General features: G+C 44.6%; 19 protein-coding genes. 14 read left to right on the top strand and 5 right to left on the bottom strand.

The window, feature by feature from the left end:
- Positions 1-44: 44 nt before the first annotated feature.
- The 11 genes from ABD014_RS01785 (at position 45) to ABD014_RS01735 (ending at position 10,904) form a co-directional block, all read left to right on the top strand.
- Positions 45-416, top strand: coding sequence for a VOC family protein (locus tag ABD014_RS01785; protein WP_343856729.1), 372 nt, complete (start codon positions 45-47; stop codon positions 414-416).
- 28 nt (positions 417-444) lie between these two features.
- Complete coding sequence (locus ABD014_RS01780; protein WP_343856727.1) at positions 445-1,008, top strand: class I SAM-dependent methyltransferase; 564 nt, start codon at positions 445-447, stop codon at positions 1,006-1,008.
- A gap of 73 nt (positions 1,009-1,081) precedes the next feature.
- Positions 1,082-2,107: a hypothetical protein gene (locus ABD014_RS01775; RefSeq protein WP_343856725.1), complete on the top strand. Its 1,026-nt coding sequence runs from the start codon at positions 1,082-1,084 to the stop codon at positions 2,105-2,107.
- A 108-nt stretch (positions 2,108-2,215) separates the two neighbouring features.
- Positions 2,216-3,331 (top strand): methyltransferase, encoded by a 1,116-nt coding sequence (locus tag ABD014_RS01770; RefSeq protein WP_343856723.1) that lies wholly within the window; start codon positions 2,216-2,218, stop codon positions 3,329-3,331.
- Between the two features lie 699 nt (positions 3,332-4,030).
- Complete coding sequence (locus ABD014_RS01765) at positions 4,031-4,456, top strand: DMT family transporter (protein WP_343857323.1); 426 nt, start codon at positions 4,031-4,033, stop codon at positions 4,454-4,456.
- A gap of 26 nt (positions 4,457-4,482) precedes the next feature.
- Entirely contained in the window at positions 4,483-5,184 is a 702-nt protein-coding gene (locus ABD014_RS01760; RefSeq protein WP_343856721.1) for a Crp/Fnr family transcriptional regulator, read from the top strand.
- A gap of 12 nt (positions 5,185-5,196) precedes the next feature.
- A complete protein-coding gene (locus tag ABD014_RS01755) occupies positions 5,197-5,676 on the top strand; it encodes a DMT family transporter (protein WP_343856719.1) in 480 nt (159 codons plus the stop codon).
- Positions 5,677-5,899: 223 nt separating this feature from the next.
- Complete coding sequence (locus tag ABD014_RS01750; RefSeq protein ID WP_343856718.1) at positions 5,900-6,526, top strand: TetR/AcrR family transcriptional regulator; 627 nt, start codon at positions 5,900-5,902, stop codon at positions 6,524-6,526.
- Between the two features lie 13 nt (positions 6,527-6,539).
- A complete protein-coding gene (locus ABD014_RS01745) occupies positions 6,540-7,838 on the top strand; it encodes an MFS transporter (protein WP_343856717.1) in 1,299 nt (432 codons plus the stop codon).
- The gene (locus ABD014_RS01740; protein WP_343856716.1) at positions 7,823-10,141 is read left to right on the top strand and encodes an ABC transporter permease; all 2,319 of its coding nucleotides are present in this window, start codon (positions 7,823-7,825) and stop codon (positions 10,139-10,141) included. The genes ABD014_RS01745 and ABD014_RS01740 overlap by 16 nt, the downstream gene beginning before the upstream one ends.
- Before the next feature lie 4 nt (positions 10,142-10,145).
- Complete coding sequence (locus ABD014_RS01735) at positions 10,146-10,904, top strand: ABC transporter ATP-binding protein (RefSeq protein ID WP_343856715.1); 759 nt, start codon at positions 10,146-10,148, stop codon at positions 10,902-10,904.
- A 64-nt stretch (positions 10,905-10,968) separates the two neighbouring features.
- Here ABD014_RS01735 and ABD014_RS01730 read toward each other — a convergent pair whose 3' ends face one another.
- From ABD014_RS01730 to ABD014_RS01715, 4 genes are read right to left on the bottom strand one after another with little or no spacing between them, the layout of a single operon-like run.
- Positions 10,969-11,997: a Gfo/Idh/MocA family protein gene (locus ABD014_RS01730; protein WP_343856713.1), complete on the bottom strand. Its 1,029-nt coding sequence runs from the start codon at positions 11,995-11,997 to the stop codon at positions 10,969-10,971.
- A 1-nt stretch (position 11,998) separates the two neighbouring features.
- On the bottom strand, positions 11,999-12,760 hold the full coding sequence (locus tag ABD014_RS01725; RefSeq protein WP_343856710.1) for a sugar phosphate isomerase/epimerase family protein: 762 nt from the start codon (positions 12,758-12,760) through the stop codon (positions 11,999-12,001).
- 15 nt (positions 12,761-12,775) lie between these two features.
- Positions 12,776-13,939 (bottom strand): Gfo/Idh/MocA family protein, encoded by a 1,164-nt coding sequence (locus ABD014_RS01720; RefSeq protein ID WP_343856708.1) that lies wholly within the window; start codon positions 13,937-13,939, stop codon positions 12,776-12,778.
- A 60-nt stretch (positions 13,940-13,999) separates the two neighbouring features.
- Entirely contained in the window at positions 14,000-14,857 is an 858-nt protein-coding gene (locus tag ABD014_RS01715) for a sugar phosphate isomerase/epimerase family protein (RefSeq protein WP_343856706.1), read from the bottom strand.
- Positions 14,858-14,980: 123 nt separating this feature from the next.
- Here ABD014_RS01715 and ABD014_RS01710 point away from each other — a divergent pair, with 123 nt between their 5' ends.
- Complete coding sequence (locus ABD014_RS01710; RefSeq protein WP_343856705.1) at positions 14,981-15,826, top strand: helix-turn-helix domain-containing protein; 846 nt, start codon at positions 14,981-14,983, stop codon at positions 15,824-15,826.
- Positions 15,827-15,925: 99 nt separating this feature from the next.
- Positions 15,926-16,942 (top strand): S66 family peptidase, encoded by a 1,017-nt coding sequence (locus ABD014_RS01705; protein WP_343856704.1) that lies wholly within the window; start codon positions 15,926-15,928, stop codon positions 16,940-16,942.
- Positions 16,943-17,246: 304 nt separating this feature from the next.
- On the opposite strand, the gene ABD014_RS01700 is transcribed toward ABD014_RS01705, so the two are convergent.
- Complete coding sequence (locus ABD014_RS01700; protein ID WP_343856702.1) at positions 17,247-17,882, bottom strand: nitroreductase family protein; 636 nt, start codon at positions 17,880-17,882, stop codon at positions 17,247-17,249.
- Positions 17,883-18,090: 208 nt separating this feature from the next.
- Here ABD014_RS01700 and ABD014_RS01695 point away from each other — a divergent pair, with 208 nt between their 5' ends.
- Positions 18,091-18,555, top strand: coding sequence for a GNAT family N-acetyltransferase (locus ABD014_RS01695; protein ID WP_343856701.1), 465 nt, complete (start codon positions 18,091-18,093; stop codon positions 18,553-18,555).
- Positions 18,556-18,561 lie beyond the last annotated feature (6 nt).

The following is an 18,561-nucleotide window of genomic DNA, read 5'->3' as shown; positions in this document are numbered from 1 at the left end:
TACACTATTCGTATTTTAATTCCTATTAATTTAGAGGTGTTTGGATGGAATTTCATCATATTGGGTTGGCGGTTGAAAATATAAAAGACTATTATAATAAATATCTTAAGCTATTTGGATTCAATGAATTAACGCCAATTAAAATATTAGAAACACAGAAAGTACAAATAGCATATGCTATAAATGCTTCCGGAGTAAAAATTGAACTAATAGAAGCCTTAGATGAAACTAGCCCATCAACGAAAGTTTTAAAGAGGAAAAACGGAGGGCTTTATCATTTGGGTTTTACATCACAAGAATTTATGAAGGATGTAGAATTGTTAAAGAATAGGGGATTTAGAGTGATCTCACTAGGAGAGGATGTAGCTTTTTTGCTTGCCCCAACAATGGAATTGTATGAAATAATAGAAGATTAAAATTAGATCCTAAAGTGAGGTTAAGCTTATGATTAATATAAACATGGACAATAAGACATTGAGTTTTGTGACTTCTGATGGAGTCTTTTCTCCAAAATCAATAGATAAAGGCACTATTGCAATGATTTCACAAGTAGAGTTCCAGAGTACTGATAAAGTGCTTGATTTAGGCTGCGGTTATGGATTTGTGGGGATTTATGCATCTAAGATTGCAGGTGTGGAGAAGGTTGTTATGGTTGATGTTCAAGATGAAGCGCTTGAATTAGCACAACAAAATATTGAAATTAATAATACAACAAATGTTACTTTGATTAAAAGCGATGGATTCAATAACATGTTCGAAACTGGTTTTACCTTAATTCTATCAAACCCACCATATCATGTTGATTTTTCTGTGCCGAGAAATTTTATTGAAAAAGGGTTTAATCGCTTAACAATAGGCGGAAAAATGTACATGGTTACAAAACGAAAGGAATGGTATAAAAAGAAATTCATTTCTATTTTTGGTGGGGTTAAGATTTGGGAAATTGATGGTTATTATATTTTTATGGGAATCAAGAACAGCATGAAATATGCCAGTAAAAAAAAATAATGCAGTTATCGCAATTATCGGTTTGATAAAAAGCCAGTATATATAACTAAGTCGAAAAGAAAAATTACTCATAATGCACGAACCAACCAAAATGAGTGGGGGAATTTGTCTGATACTACAATTATCTGACCCAGTTATTAAGTCATACTCATTATATACTAACCCGCTTTCAATAATATTACATGAAGAAAAAAGTTGGAATTGGTTTTATAGTAATTTTCTATTACTTTGCACTTTTGATCATGATACTGATGAAAGCATTAATGACTTGGCGCTTATGTATGCTCCTTTGGAAATAAAGCATATTTGTCCATGGATAGAATACCAGAGGATTAATAAAGATGTATTGGCATTTAATGGCGAATCGATAATAAAATTTCTGATTAATTGTTTGAACCAAGGTTATTATATACATTGTCATGTTGATCACTATTACATAAGTCAATCTGATAAAAATGATGCACATGAATTTTTTATTTATGGATATTGCAATGAAAGCGATTTATTTTATGCTGCTGATACTTGTTTAAATGATAAATATTCAAAAATAACTTGTACATTTGAAGAATTTGAAAAAGCATATTCAAGTAATAAAAGATTTTATGGCAAAGAGAAGTACATAGAACTTCTTTGCTTTGATAAATATAGGGACATTTATGATTTTTCTTTTATTTCATTTACTACACAATTAACCGATTACTTAGAATCAAAATGTTCTGACCCAAATAATACGCAAAAAATGACATTTGGCCTTAAGAATTATCAAAAGATTAAAAAATTTCTATCTTATGTTATTAATGATAATCCTGGAACTGATACTGATATTCGCCCATTTTTTGTACTGTATGAATATAAAAAGGTAATGGTTATGCGTTTGAATCATATGAAAAAAAATAAGCTTTTTAGCAAGAATATAGATCATATTATTGATGGATATGATGAATTAAAAACAATTAGTGAGTCACATCTCAATAGCATGATAAAATATTCGATAACTAAAAATACAAAATTAGTTGAAAATGTATTACAACAAATTGACTATGTTGAATGTTGCGAAAGAGAGCTTATTAATCAAATGCTCAGTTTTTGTCCAGTATAGTAGGTATACGTGGCAGATCCGATTAGACCATGGTTCAGACAGTATGAATAGGAATGAAGTTGAAAGAATCGGGTGGCATATTCCTCCATTCAGAAAAGTGAGGGTTTCATGAATAATTCACGAAAAGCAGTAGCGATAGAGTTGAAAAAAATTCTGGATCGCTATCAATATCATTCTTTGATTTTCATGTTGACAGACGGACGTTCTATGCAGGAGCCATGGACTGAAATTCCGGAGTATCGACTTTCTAAGCTTCCACAAGAACTTCAAAAGGTCGTACGTTTTTTCTATCAGGGGAAAGCTGTTGAGCTGTCTTCAGATTATAGTCAGTTGCTTAGTTCTCTTGAAAATGCTGGATTGGCAGACCAATTGTCTGGAACATGGAAGTTAAAAGAATTAAGAATCGTTCCCATTCAAGGTCTATACTTAATAGTTGATCTGTGGAGTCCAGGAAATCACTCAGATCAACTTCAAGTATGGCTGGGTCGAGATTCGATGTTTTTAGGACAGATCGTGCAATTTATTAGTAAACGCAAACGAGTGCTTGATTTGTGCACGGGAACTGGAATCCATGCTTTAATCAATGCTTCAGCTTATGATGCGGAAACCGTAGAAGCGGTCGATATCAACCCAAGGTCTGTGTTCTTAACAGAATGGAATGCACTTATTAACCAGTTGGAGCATAAATTACGCGTACATCATGGGGATTTGTTCGAACCTTTTAAGGGTAAGTCATTCGACTTCATTATTGCAAACCCTCCGTTCCTTCCAATTTCTGAAGATTCGCAGAACATGATCTCTTTTGCAAACGGAGGAAACGATGGACTTGCTGTGTTACGGCGAATTCTGAATGAGTGCTCTGATTATTTAAAAAAAGATGGGGTTATGGTTATTTTTTGCGGTGGGTTTGGAGATGACTACCAGCCTTCTTTCTCGCGTGAATTGGATTTATTAACGAAGGAAAAAGGTTGGAGTACTCAACTATATTCTGTCTCCAAGGATCCGGTGAAATTCATATTAAATAATATGGGAAGTGAATTCCCAAGCATGCAAGAGGGGATTACCATGATGCTGAATGATATATCCTCAGACATTACAAGCTATTATAACTTTCTAATATGTATACGTAATGGTACTGATCCAGTATTTCAAGCAATAGATTGTAGTTTTTCCGTGAAGGAAAGAATGGATCAGTCTAGGAGGCATAAGAAGCTATCCCAGTAATGAAGTAGTGGGAGGTATATCAATGATTATTGAAGCTGCTAATCAGCTTTTTGGTGACCCCATATGGTGATCATAGGTACATGCAAATGTTGTTAGCTTTATGATGTTACAATTTAGTTGGAAAGTGACACTGACAATAGAGGTGTGACATTTTTACAGTATAAAAAGCTTCCGAAATAACTTATTTTAATGACAAAACAAGTTAGCGGACATTTATTGAATGTTGTAATTAGAACTGTTACCCATTGAAAGATGATTCGTCACCAGGTTTGAATATGTATGACTGTCCCCAACCCTTCAAGGGTTGGGGCTTTTTTATAGGTTTAGTGTCATTATTGTAATCCTAACCGACTATATCAATTAACTTTTTGATAAGGTACTTCAACTCCTTCATCGATAAATAATTGATTCTCAACATCTACATAACTCATCGTATTGCGTACGCGATACCGTCGATTGTGCTGTATATTCTTTCTGTCTAAAGGGTTCAGCATGCAAGGGGGGACGAAGGGGTAATAAGTGGGGAGGCGGCCTTTGTCCTGAATTCATGGACTGAGGCCTTTTTGTTTTGCTTGTAGTCGTTCATAATTGAACAATGAAAATAGTTATCTTGGGACATATGTCCTTCCCCGGATGCTTCGATTTGATTTTAAATAATAGCATAGTGAATCGATATCGAAGTGTTAGGGGAGCGGAATGATGGTAGGAATCTTATTTGCATTGTTGGGCGGGGCATTTATTACGCTGCAAGGCGTGGCGAATTCCCGAATCAGTCAAGATATTGGCACTTGGCAAGCGGCGGCGATTACCCAGTTCACCGGATTTGTGCTGGCTTCCCTCCTTCTGCTCATCGTCCGTGACGGGCGGTGGAGGAAGGTGGGGCAAGTGAAGCCGCTCTATTTAACGGGTGGAGCCTTAGCGGCAATCATAATTTCTAGCAATATTACGGCCATTCATCACATCGGCGTTACCTTGACGATAGCCATCGTGTTGATTGCTCAGTTAGGTATAACCTTTATGATCGACAGCAGGGGATGGTTCGGTGTAGCGAAGCAGAAGATGAAGCTGGCGCAGTTCATCGGCATTGGGATGATGATCGCCGGAGTGGTCATAATGAAGATGTAATTTCGCTTGAGAGGTGAAGGCATGCTATGAAAGAGATTAAGGATCGTGAACAACTGGCTCACTATTTAGAGATGCATCAGATTACATCGATATTCAATGCGAACATTATGCCGCATTTGGCACTTTACAGCTATGAGCAGGGTGAACGCATCTGTTCTCAGGGCGATCCTGCGGAGTACTTGTACATTCTTGTGAAAGGGAAGGTGAAGGTTTCTAACACCTCAGCGGAAGGCAAGGCGCTGATCATATCATTCAAAACGGCGCTAGAGGCGATCGGGGACATTGAATATGTGCAAGGGATCGACTTTATGAACTCGGTCGAGGCTGCATCACCCGTTCATTTGATTGGAGTCCATAATCGCTGGCTGCATCAATATGGAGCAAGTGACGCGGAATTGCTTCGTTTTCTGCTCAGGATCATTACGACGAAGTTTTGCATGAAATCCGACGCATTAAGCTTTAATCTGATGAATCCGGTGGAGGCACGCTTGGCGAGTTATCTCTTATCCATTTCGTATGACGAATCGGATCCACGATTTAACGGTCAGCTCAGTGCAGTCAGTTTACGGGATGTGGCGAACCTTATCGGCACTAGCTACAGGCACCTAAACCGGGTCATTCATAAATTTTGCGAAGAGGACTTGGTCGAACGCAGTCGTGGGTTCATTTGCGTAAAGGATCGGGAGCGATTGCGTGCATTGGCAGGTCATAATATATATGAGACATGAGAGGAGACGCATATGATTACAGGCTTGGTATTGGCACTCCTTGCTGGCTCGCTGGTAGGCATTCAAAATGTATTCAACAACAAAGTGAATGAGGGTGTGGGAACGTGGACGACGACGGCAATCGTGCTTGCCATGGGATTTATGGCTTCCTTCTGCATTGGCCTAGCTATAGAGGGCAGGCAGATGTTCGATTTGTCTAATATGAAGACGTGGTTCTGGTTCAGCGGCGTCATTGGGGTAGGCGTGGTTCTTTCTGTGGTGCAGGGAGTGAAGCGGCTTGGTCCGACGTATGCGATCTCGATCGTAATGGCGTCCCAGATCGGATTTGCTCTGGTGTTCGACTCATTGGGACTGCTTGGCCTAAATAAGGTTCCTTTTACGGGAAAACAAGCTATCGGGGTATTGGTCATTGTTGGCGGCATTATCGTGTTTAAGACAGGCGGCAAGCGCAGAGATACCCGCAAGTCGGTTCAGAGCCAGCGAACTGCTTAGAAAGTATATAAGAACAGATGGGTCGTGAGAGATAGGAATAAAAAAGAGCGCGAAAAGGAGTGATTCCAAATCGCGCTCTTATTGCTGATCAGTCGCACAGGCAGGCCGTGTCAGGGCTTTTGTGATTCATAGAGAAGTCTACCTCTTTCCTTCACTAACAATCTATGTTATTATATTACCGACAGGCAGTCGGTCTATAAAGTCCAATCAGGGAGGTGCAGCAATGAGAGTTGTCAAAGATGCCGAGGAGCGCAGGAATGAAATTCTTGATGCGGCGAATGAACTGTTTGCGCAGAAGGGCTTTGACGGCACAAGTACGAACGATATTCTCGAGAAGGTTGGGATCGCTCGGGGAACGCTATATTATCATTTTAAGTCAAAGGAAGATATTATGGACGCGCTGATTGAGCGATATAGCGTACGTCTAATTGGGGCGGCGCAAGAAATTGCCGTGGACAAGAGCACTCCCGTTGTCGAGCGTATTATCCGTGTGATCATGGCATTGAATATCAGCGATGGGAGCAGTCAGGAGATTATGGAGCATATTCATAAGCCGCAGAACGCGCTGATGCATCAGAAAATACAGAAGGTGCTGATTAACGGTGTTACACCGATCCTGGCGGATATTATCCGCGAAGGCATCACGCAGGGACTGTTCAACACGCCGTTTCCGTATGAATGCATGGAGATGGTCATGATTTATGCCAATACGATCTTTGATGATGATATGGTTCCGATGACGAACGAGGAGCTCGCTCATCGGGCACAGGCGCTCGTATACAACATTGAGAGGCTGCTGGGCGCTGAGAGCGGAAGTCTTATGCAGGTCATGCAGATGTTTGGCAGCTAATATGGAGGCAGGAATGGACAATTCAAAAAGGCTTTTTGGAAAATTTCTTATTTTGTGGTCAGGGCAATTTATTTCTTCAATCGGCAACGGGCTTACTTCATTCGGACTGGGCATTTATGTGTTCCAGCTGACCGGAAAGGCATCCGCCATGGGTCTGGTCACCTTGCTAGCGTTCATGCCCTCGCTACTATTAAGCGCCTTTGCCGGTGTACTCGCTGATCGTTATGACCGCAGACTGCTTATGGTGTTAGGCGATAGCCTCTCTGCTATAGGCCTTGTATTCATCTTGATTTGTATGCTTCGCGGAGAGGCGCAGCTCTGGCAGATTTGCGTGGGGGTAACGATAAGCTCGGTATTCTCGTCGCTGCTTGATCCGGCGTATAAGGCTACAGTTACAGATTTGCTAACGAAGGAGCAGTACACGAAGGCAAGCGGTCTAGTCCAGATAGCGAGCACGTCTAAATTTTTGATCTCACCGATCATTGCCGGATATTTGCTCGTGATCTCGGACATCAAGCTGCTGCTGATCATCGATATTTTCACTTTTTTTGTTACAGTCACGACAACACTTGTAGTTCGCAGTGGTCTTGCTTCCAAGACCTATGAGCGGGCAAATTCGTTCATTCGGGACTTCAAGGACGGATGGAGCGCCATATCCGGGAATAGAGGGGTGCTTGTCCTTATCATCATGACCTCATTGCTTACCTTTCTGCTAGGAATCATTGAGACCCTTTCAATTCCGATGCTGCTGGCATTTTCGAACAGCTCTGTAATCGGAACGGTCGAGACCATTGTAGCTTCAGGCATGCTCGTAACGAGTGTAGTCATCGGATTTCTTCCGATCAAGAAGGATTATGTGAAAATATTATCGTTCTCCATGTTCCTGGTAGGGATATTTATGACTATGTTCGGATTACGTGAAAATATTGTGTTGATATGTGTTGCGGGGTTTCTCTTTTTTGCCATGATTCCTTTTGCTAATGTAAGTATGGATTATCTTATCCGTACGAATATTGATAATTCCGCTCAAGGAAGGGCATGGGCGTTGATCGGTGTTATTACTCAGTTCGGTTATGTGGCCGCTTATGCACTTGCTGGTCTGATGGCGGATTACCTATTCACTCCTTTATTAGTGGAAGGGGGAGCGCTTGCTGGCAGTGTTGGGAGGATCATAGGCACGGGAAGCGGCAGGGGAACAGGCTTCCTCATTATTGTCGCCGGGATCGTGTTAAGTGTAGTTTCGATTGTTCTATATAACATGAAATCAGTTAGAAAGCTAGAACACAAGGGGGACTTATGTATTCAAGAATAATCCGCAATGACATCTCGAAGAGCAAGCTCGTTACACTGACAACCACCATATTTATTGCTGCCGCGGCTATGCTTGTATCACTTGCGGCGATCCTCATCGTCAATCTGTCAGGTGCGCTGGATTCAATGATGACCCAAGCCAGAACTCCGCACTTTTTGCAGATGCACTCCGGGGATATCGATATTGCACGATTGGAGTCATTTGCGAATCAGAATGGCAATGTTGATGAATTTCAAGTGCTGGAATTTCTGAATATGGACGGTTCGCAATTTCGGTTCGGCGATTACTCGCTAACAGACAGTGTTCAGGATAATGGCATCATCGTACAGAGCGAGAAGTTTGATTATCTACTCAATCTTAATGGCAAAGTCATTAATGTATTGGACGGAGAGATTTATGTTCCGGTCAACTATATGAAGGACGAGACAATTAAGGTTGGCGACAAGGCCGTTATTGGCGGTAAGGAATTTCAGGTTGCGGGTTTTCTTCGAGATTCCCAGATGAATTCCATGCTAGCCTCTTCCAAAAGATTTCTAATTAGCAAGCATGATTTCGAACAGTTAAAAGATATGGGCAGTATAGAGTATTTGATTGAGTTCAGATTGAAGAATTTGGCGAAGCTCGGTGAATTTGAGACAGCCTATGCTTCCGCAGGGTTGGAAGCGAACGGGCCGGCAATTACATATCCGCTTTTTAAAATGATTAACGCCCTCTCCGACGGGATGATGATTGGGGTCATTCTTCTGGTGAGCATACTTGTCGTCGCTATAGCATTGATGTGCATCCGCTTCACGCTGCTTGCCAAAATGGAAGACGACTACCGTGAAATCGGTGTGATGAAGGCTATAGGACTACGCATCTCGGACATCAAGAAAATCTATCTTGCGAAATATGCGGTACTAGCGGCGGTAGGCTGCATGATCGGCTATGCTCTGTCCTTGGTCTTCAAAGGCATGCTGCTTGAGAACATCCGACTATATATGGGAGAAAGCGAAAGTTCTTCTGTTGCTGCCGCTGTAGGAATCTTTGGTGTACTACTCGTGTTTCTGGCAATTATCGGTTATGTAAATGGTGTACTAAGACGCTTCCGGAAGATCTCTGCAGCAGAAGCTATCCGCCAGGGGACTTCCCAGGACAAAGCGCCTGGCTCCAAGCATTTTCGTCTAAGTGGGAACAGGCTGCTGAACACGAATGTTTTTCTCGGGATCAAGGATGTACTCGCCCGAAAAAAACTGTACACGACGATGCTTGTCGTGCTGATCATTTCCGTGTTCATTATGGTAGTTCCGCAGAACCTGTACAACACGATTTCCTCCAAGAGCTTCATTCAGTATATGGGGATTGGAAACTACGATATGCGCATCGACATTCAGCAGACGGATCATATGTCTGAGAGAGCTGCTGAAATGATAGACACGCTTCGCAATGACAGCACCATCTCAAAGTATGCTGTGCTAGCAACAAAGACCTTCAAAGTAAAGATGGAAGGCGGATCGGAAGAAAACATTAAAGTCGAGCTCGGCGACCATACGATCTTCCCAATTCAATATTCTCAGGGCAGAGCGCCTGCGGATGAAGATGAAATTGCACTATCCGTTTTAAATGCGGATGAATTGGGCAAGAAGATTGGCGATCCGATGACGCTGATGATAGAGGGACGAGAGAGGAATTTTACCATCAGCGGAATTTATTCTGATATCACTAACGGAGGCAAAACCGCCAAGGCTGGATTTACTGATCACTCAGCTGAGGTCATGTGGTACGTGATCTGCGCGGACCTATCCAACCCATCGCTGATCGGCGAGACAACGTCACAATATGCAGACAGGTTTAGTTATGCCAAGGTCTCAGATATTGATGGATTTGTAGCTCAAACCTTCGGATCGACGATTAGCTCCGTCAAGAAGGCTTCCCATGCTTCAATTCTCGTTGCTCTGATTATTGTAGTATTGGTTGCCTTGTTATTCATGAAAATGCTTGTAGCAAAAGATAGATACTCAATTGCTGTAATGAAAGTGTTCGGATTTACAACCTCAGATATCAGGACACAGTATCTCGCGCGATCCGGGTTCGTTCTGTTCGTTGGGATTGTTCTTGGTACGTTACTGGCCAATACACTTGGAGGGATGCTTGCGGGTGCGGCGATCTCTTCCTTTGGAGCGGCGACGTTCCATTTTACGATTAATCCGCTGTCTGCGTATCTATTTAGCCCGCTTCTGTTGATCGCCTCGGTACTCATCGCCACGATGATCGGTACAGCGGGCGCGAGACGAATACAAATTTCCGAGAATATAAAGGAGTAGACAGATGAAGAAGATCATAATCGGCGAACATATCGTAAAATCCTTCGGTGAGGGCAAGGAGAAGCGCAATGTTCTTGATGGTGTGTCCGTTGAAATTACAGAGGGCGAGTTCGCTTCGGTGATGGGCCCCTCGGGTTCGGGAAAATCAACGTTAATGTTCGCACTGAGCGGAACAGACGGGATTGATAACGGAAAGGTTATTTTCGATAGCAAGGATTTATCAGCGGCCTCGGAGAATGAACTCTCGGATCTGCGCAGGACGACAATGGGCTTTGTCTTCCAGCAGCCGACGATGTTGAAGAATCTGAATATTCTCGATAACATCATTCTCCCATCGATGCGCGGTAATCGAAAAAGTACGGTAGAAATTACGGAGAAGGCGCGAGCACTTATGAAAAGGGTAGGTATCGCCGAGCTGGAAAAGCGCGACATTACACAGGTCTCGGGTGGTCAGCTCCAGCGTGCGGGTATATGCCGCGCCCTGATGAACAGTCCAAGGATCATCTTTGGTGACGAACCAACGGGTGCGCTTAACTCAAAATCCGCGCAGGAGATTATGGATCTCCTGGCCGAGATCAACGCAGATGGCACTGCAGTGATGCTGGTCACCCATGATGTTATGGTCGCCGCGCGTACCGAACGTATTATGTTTATGCGCGATGGCAAAATCGTCAGTGAGCTGAGGCTCTCCAAGTTTGACGGGACCGATATGGATGATAGAGTCAGGAAGGTTACCGTGAAAATGCGGGAGATCGGAATATGATCTAAGAGTATAGTAGTAAAAGGCTGCCCTGAGTCTGTTGGCTTTAGAGGCAGCCTTTAATGTATTAGAACAACTCTATCATTTCTCTACGATCATTATTGGACGAAGCATAGATGGCATCGAGAATGCCCATGGAATAGGCGGCGTCCTGCAAGGAGGAATAGCTGCCTAGATGGCCGGCCAAAGTTTGATAGAATTGATCGATCAACTTGGCGTGGCCGCTGCCCCAATAAGCTTTGCCGATGGAAGACTTGCTGCATTGCATGTCATCAGCTAGAATCTGTTCCTCACCGTTACTCTTCAGTATGAGCTTATTATCAATATAACGCAGCACACCCTGTTCTAGATGCATCTCGATAAAGAAGGGACTGTCCTCGGAATAGCCGTTCGTCGCGTACAACCATCCGCGCTTGCCATCCTTATAATAGAAGGTTGCTTCCGCCGTATCCTCGACTTCAATAACCTCCTGAAGAACCCTTGTGTCGATGTGACCCTTCACGGCTTCAACCTCACCGCCGAGATAATACAGCAAGTCGAGCATATGGACAGCTTGGTTGATTAACAAACCGCCTCCTTCGGTAGCCCATTTGCCGCGCCAGTCGGCTGAAACGTAATATTCTGCCGTACGCTTCCAGGTCAGGAAGGCTTTAATCCCTAACAGCTTGCCATATGATCCATCATCAATCAGACTCTTAGCTGCTTCGATACAAGGGTTCAAGCGATTCTGTAAAATCGCGCAGCAGCTGACTCCAGCAGTGCGGACCGCGTTACTTACGGCACGGGCTTCTAAGACATTCATCGCAATCGGCTTCTCTAGTAAGATCTGCTTGCCAGCCGCAGCAGCTTGCACAGCCATTTCGGCATGCAAGTAATGCGGGGTGCATATGTGGACACTATGCACGGCCTCATCGGCCAGCACCTGTGCGTAGCTGGTGAAAGCCCGGCAGCCGTAACGTAGAGCCAGCGCTTCAGCACGCTCAGGAAGAACATCGCATACGCCATATAGATGAGCAGCGTCTGAATTCGTGATCGCCTCGGCATGGATCGGGCCGATGGCGCCACAGCCGATAATTACTGCATTCATCTGGCTCATCTTATTCATACCCCAGCTTTCTCAGATGATCATAGCTGATCTTCAAGCTGTCAAAGGCATCGGTCGGGCCGTCATCTCGCTCGATCAGATACCATTTTACGGCGGATTCCTCACAGGCTTGCAGAATATCGAGCCAATCCAGATTGCCTTCCATAACCTCAGCCATGATCTGCTGTGAATCAATAATCACCAGATCCTTCAGATGAATCGCCTCGATCCGGTTCTTCAGCTTGCGGATCCAGTTGCTCGGATTACCACCACCAACCTGTACCCAGTAAGTATCGATCGTAAACAAGAAGTTGTCGGGATTCGTCTGTTCCATAAGAATATCCAAGCCGAGCTGCCCGTCATATTTCTGAAATTCAAAATGATGGTTGTGGTAGCTGAACTTCAATCCGTTCCGTGCCAGCTCATCGGCGATGATCGAGAATTTCTTGGAGAAGGCATAATATCCGTCCTTACTCTGATATTCCCTTGGTAGACCGCCTAATCCCGCCAAGCCGCAGCCGAGCTTGTGATGATCACGAATCACACCGTCCAGATCATCGATAAAGCGTTCATACGGAGTATGCGTGATGACAATCTGCAGCCCATGGCTGGCCGCAATCGCTGCGATCTCATCGACAGACAGATGCCACATGGCCGATACTTGAACCGTCCGGTAACCCATCGCTTTGATCCTGCTCAAGGACTGGTCGAGCTCTTCAGGAGTGGCGGCGTAATTCCGGATTGTATACAGCTGAGCACCTAATATTTTGGACATGAATCTGGCCTCCTCTTAATGTGAACCTCTAACATCGCTAACCTTCTGACTGACATTCTTCTGCACGGTAGAGTTATTAATCCTCTCTTGCAGCAATTCATAGAAATGATCGTGATCGAAGCTGTCCAGTACGGCCCAGTCATCTTTCCAGGTAGAGTAATGAATCGCATTTGAGATTAGAAGACCGTTAATGCCCTCCTCACCGGGAGCAAGTAACTTATCACCGTGTAATATGGCATTTGCAAAATTCTTCAGAATTCCGATATGCTGCTCTCCGCTGTCTGTTGCAACCGGAATGTCCACATGCCAGCTCTCGGGCGCTTTGAACGCTTCGGTGTTGATGCGGTTGTGCTCCCGCTCCGAGATCCGGTTGCGGTCGAAGCTGATTCGGTTGTTTTCCACGACGATTCGACCCATATCGCCCGAGATCTCCAGCCGGTTCGTACCCGGGGCTTCACCGGTAGAGGTAATATATACTCCGCTGGCTCCATTCGGATATTCCAGATAGGCGGTTACATCATCCTCGACTTCGATATCGTAATATTTGCCGAAGCTGCAGAAGGAGCGAATCCGGCTTGGCATGCCTAACATCCACTGCAGCAGATCGAGATTATGCGGGTTCTGGTTAATGAGTGTACCGCCACCTTCTCCCTTCCAGGTTGAACGCCAGGAGCCGGAGTCGTGATAAGCCTGCGGGCGGTACCAGTTCGTAATGATCCAGACGACGCGTTTGAGTGCGCCGAGTTCACCACTCTGCATGAGCTCTCTGACCTTCTGATAGACAGGATTCGTGCGCTGATTATACATAATGCCAAATACTTTGCCGGATTGTTCCGCTGCGGCATTCATCTCCAGAACCTGCTTTGTATATACTCCAGCCGGTTTCTCGACAAGCACATGTAGACCGTTGGCAAACGCAAGGGCAGCGAGCGCAGGATGATCGTAGTGAGGGACGGCAATCAGCACCGCATCGATCAGACCGCTCCGGTACATATCCGCAGCCTGCTCGAACACCGCCACGCCGGGCAAATGCTCCTTGGCCCAAGCCCGCCGCTCCTCGCTAATATCGCAGATAGCACTTAGAACCATTCCTTGCACTTTATGATCAGCATGAATGTGCAGGCTATGAGCTGTACCTATATTGCCGATCCCGATAATACCTAAGCGAACGTTTTCCATTCAGTTATAACCTCCCTATTAGATACATAAATACATGTTCAAAAGGATCGCTTTCCAGCATTAAATGCGATTTAATATTTGCAGCAGGGAAGAGTGCGCCAGCCTGAAGCTATGCAGTCCGCTGGCCTCAAGCGTATCCGGCATTGAGGCATTCTCCAGTTCATGCAGCCCGGTGAAGCTGCCCAGATGAGGCTCCAGAGACAGGAAGCCGTTATACCCGTTCACCTTCAAGTCCTGCAGTACTTCTTCAATTCGTCCAGCTCCCATGCCTGCGGGCACATTCCGCCCATCTTCTGCAAGGGCATCCTTGATATGCACATATTTGATGTAATGCTTCAGCAACTCATAGGCCGCTGGATATGCTTCGCTACCACACTGAACAAAGTTAGCCGGGTCAAAAGCACAGGCAAAATGGGGGGAGCCAAACGTCTTAAGCAGATCGAGACAGCGTTCCGGGATATCCCCGTAGATTTCTTTTTCGTTCTCGTGGAGGATCGTTAGTCCGCTACCCTTAGCGGCATCCACAATTGCGCCCATGCGCTCCATAACTTCGTTCCGGTATAGGGCTGCATCGCTGCCTTGCGGGATGTAGAAGCTGAATATACGAACGAACGGACTGTTCAAGGTGCGAGCGGTTTCAAAAATGCGCTTTGCCATATCCAAATGGGCGCCAAAGTCGTCTTGAAGCGTTATTTTTCCAATAGGAGAGCCGATGGAAGATACACTAATACCGTAATCCTTCAGTTTGTTTTGAACCTCACGGATCTCTGGCGGGGTCAGGTTGGATATGTTCTTTCCATTTACGCCCCGAATCTCTATAAATCGAATATTTAGACTACTAAGCCCTTTCAACTGAGTCTCAAAATTCTCGTCAATCTCGTCTGCAAAACCTGTAATAGTAAATTCGGATGCTGGCATTGGCTGATCACCTCTTTTAAATTGTTATCTTCTTGAATGTAACATTAATATTGTCATAGTTCCTCGCTAAAATTGTTTGAAACTATGCCATTCTTGCTGTATGTTGAGATGGAGGTGAATGTTATGTCAGAACACGGGGCAGTAAATCTTCATTACACTGCGGAGGATCATTCTTTTTGGTATCATCATGTCCGGGACGAGCATCCAAATCCGCTGCATTATAAGCCACATTATGAGAAGGGCTATGAGATTTTTATGTTCATCAGCGGTTCAGGCAGCTTCACCATCGAAGGTAGTAAATATGAGCTGGAGCCTTATTCGATCTTGATGATGAATTCCAACGAGCTTCATGTCGTTAATATAGCAGAGGATCAGCCCTATGAACGGGCGGTGCTGACGCTTGACGGAAACTTCATGGCTCCGTTCATGTCCAGCGGAGTCGACCTGTTCCGGACGATTAAATACCGCAGACTAGGTCAAGATAACCAGCTCAACGCCAAGACGGTGAAGGAGAGTGGCTTGTTAGAGTTGTTTAGTGAACTCCGGCGGGCGCTCAATCAGGGCAGTGCTGAACATGAGATTGTCGCTAAATGCATCATTGTACAAATCGCCTCGATGATCAATGATTTGGCCCAGAATCACTCACCAAGCAGCAGCAAGAGGGGAGAGCCGAAGGTCACAGCGGTGCTTGAATATATCAATAATAATCTTGATGAATCCCTTACGCTGGACCTTCTAGCCGAACAGTTTTTTATTACTAAATATTATTTATGCCATATTTTCAAAGAAACGACGGGGTACACGATCAATCAGTACATCACTCACAAGAGAATTCTGAAGGCAGACGAACTGATGAGGCAGGGCTTCACCGCTACCCAGGCCTGCTTCGCGGCGGGCTTCACCAGCTATTCGAGCTTCTACAAATCGTACCGCAAGCTAACGGGCAGAACACCGAGGAGCGGGAGATAAGGGAAGAAATAATTCATAATGATATTGTTCTACGGCAGTGAATTGATTTAGAATGAATGGATAAATCGAAGTGAAGTCATAGTCATGAGGTGAATGTTAATGATTAAATATCCATCTTTACCTTTGGGAGCTACGATTGGTGTGACAGCACCTTCGTCAGGCGTTCCTGCTGAGTTACATGAATTACTCAGACAAGCTCGCAACCGTATGGAAGCGGAGGGATACGCTATGGTCTTTGGCGATACGGCCTGGACACAGGATAAAGCGAAGTCGGCTCCAGCCCGGGTGCGTGCTGACGAATTCAACAAAATGATCGGCGATGAGCAAATAGATTTGATCATTCCTCCCTGGGGTGGAGAACTACTAATAGAAATACTAGAACTTATAGATTTCGGAAAGATTCAGAACAAATGGATCTTGGGTTATTCGGACATCAGTGTGTTGCTGCTGGCAGTGACATTGAAGACCGGCATCGCCACTGCACACGGCACGAATCTAGTTGATCTTCGAGGGGAGTACTCCGATGAGACAACGGCGATGTGGGAGACCGTCCTAAGAACGAAGCCAGGAGAAGAGGTTCTACAGCATTCTTCGCCGTATTATCAGAAGGAATGGAAGCATGATGAACCTTCTCCTTGTGTCTATCACTTGACGGAACCGACCTGCTGGAAGACGGTTTCCGGGCAGAAGGTTAGGCTGGAAGGAAGATTGCTGGGCGGCTGCATCGACGTAATCAGGCATCTGATCGGTACCCCGTTCGGGGATATCCGTCATTATCAGGAATCTTATATCCATAATGAGCCAATACTCTGGTACTTCGAAAATTGTGAACTGAATACGGCCGATTTACGCAGATCATTGGTTCATATGAAGTTAGCTGGTTGGTTTGATAAATGTTCCGGTATTATGTTTGGTCGAAGCGGCGCTAATCAGCCAATCGACCATTATACGGTCGAGGATCTATATCAAGAGCTTGCTGATGAATTAGAGCTGCCGATTATTTATGATATGGACTTTGGCCATGTTCCGCCGCAGGTCACGCTGATTAACGGAGCCTATGCGGAAGTTGAGGTGGAGAACGGGAAGGGAACAATCAAACAAGTTTTTAAGGTGTAGAAGAATCTTTCTGAGGTTATTTAAGGATAGTAACTGTATCTATCAAAAAAAGCGGTGAAAGGCAGCCGATGGCCGTCTGTGCACCGCTTTTCTTCTATAAATGCGTGTTCAAAAAGGCTGGTTTTCAGCACCGAGAAGGTTGAATGAAGCTAGGGACTGAGGAGCGGAGCACCTGAGATGTTTCCGTAGGAAACATGACTTCGTAAGCATTTGCTTAGGCCCGGCTGAATTCAAGATTCGATGTCGAATTTACTTACTGATTCACTTCGTGATCAAAAGCGGACTTTTTGAACAACCTCTATAATTATTGCTTGCCAAACTCATTATAGCTTACAAATTCTCCGACTGGCTTGCGGTAGCCTCGTGGACGCTGGCTGGAAGGATCGGCCTTGCCGATGGTAATCATCATCGTAGGAATATAATTGTCAGGAATGTTCAGCAGCTCTTGTACCGCGTCTGGATCGAAACCGATCATTGGGCAAGTATCCCAGCCTCTATCTTTGGCAACGTACATGAATAACTGTGCCGATAGACTAGAGTTGCGGATCGCCTCGTCGCGCATAAATTGCTGGCCGCCTCCCTCATAGAAGCCAGTGACGGATTCAACCTCCATGTCATATTCCTGTTTGCTAAGGACCCCCAGATTCAAGAAGCCTTCATTGATCCGTGCTACATCCTTATAGGCCTCCAAATTGCCCAGGACAAGGACAACCGCGGAAGCGGTAAGTACCTTGTATTGCTTATTGGCTGCAACATACAACTTTTCAATCATGTCGCGGTCATTGACAACAACGTATTGCGCATGCTGAAGATTGAACGCAGACGGGGCTAATTTCACCAGCTTGAATATTTCTTCCAATTCTTCGACCGGTATTTGAACACCTTTAATAAATTTATTCGCCGAACGGCGATTTTCAATAATTGAGACAAAGTCACCCATGAGTAGCACTCCTTATGTATAATAATAATTCACGATGCGTTATTTCTTTAATTCATAATATTATTATATGTTATTTGCTTACTTTTTGAAAGTGAATTTTCTATGAATAGTACTATTATTTCTAAATTTGTTTTCGGTCCGCCTAGGAAACATGATAAGATGAAAAAAATGCATCAGTCAGGATTATTTTGGAATAGGGGATTGCAGAATGGAAATCGTATATAAACTACTGGATTTGCAAGCTGGGCAAGAGGTTCCGTATGAGCTGCTGCTGCTCGCTGATCCTTCCAAGTCGATGGTAGATGATTATATAGCAAGGGGAAAATGTTATCTCGCTTATATCAATGATGAGCTTGTTGGTGAATTTGTTCTGATTCCAACACACCCGAGAACGATGGAAATTGTGAATATTGCTGTTGCAGAGCAGCATCATGGACGCGGGATCGGTAAGAGGCTAGTTTTGCAGGCCATCGAGGAAGCTCGGCGCTTGCATGCGCACACTGTAGAAATAGGCACGGGTAATTCAAGTCTACTTCAACTGAAATTATACCAACGATGCGGTTTTCGGATTACGGGAGTAGACCGGGATTTCTTCGTCAGACACTATGAGGAAGAGATCATAGAAGATGGACTTCCATGTCGTGATATGATCCGGCTTCGCCTGGATTTGTAGTGAACT

The sequence above is a fragment of the Paenibacillus motobuensis genome (assembly GCF_039521865.1).
Classification (GTDB): domain Bacteria; phylum Bacillota; class Bacilli; order Paenibacillales; family Paenibacillaceae; genus Fontibacillus; species Fontibacillus motobuensis.
Note: the sequence above shows the minus strand (reverse complement) of the source record. Positions and strands in the feature narration are given on the sequence as shown.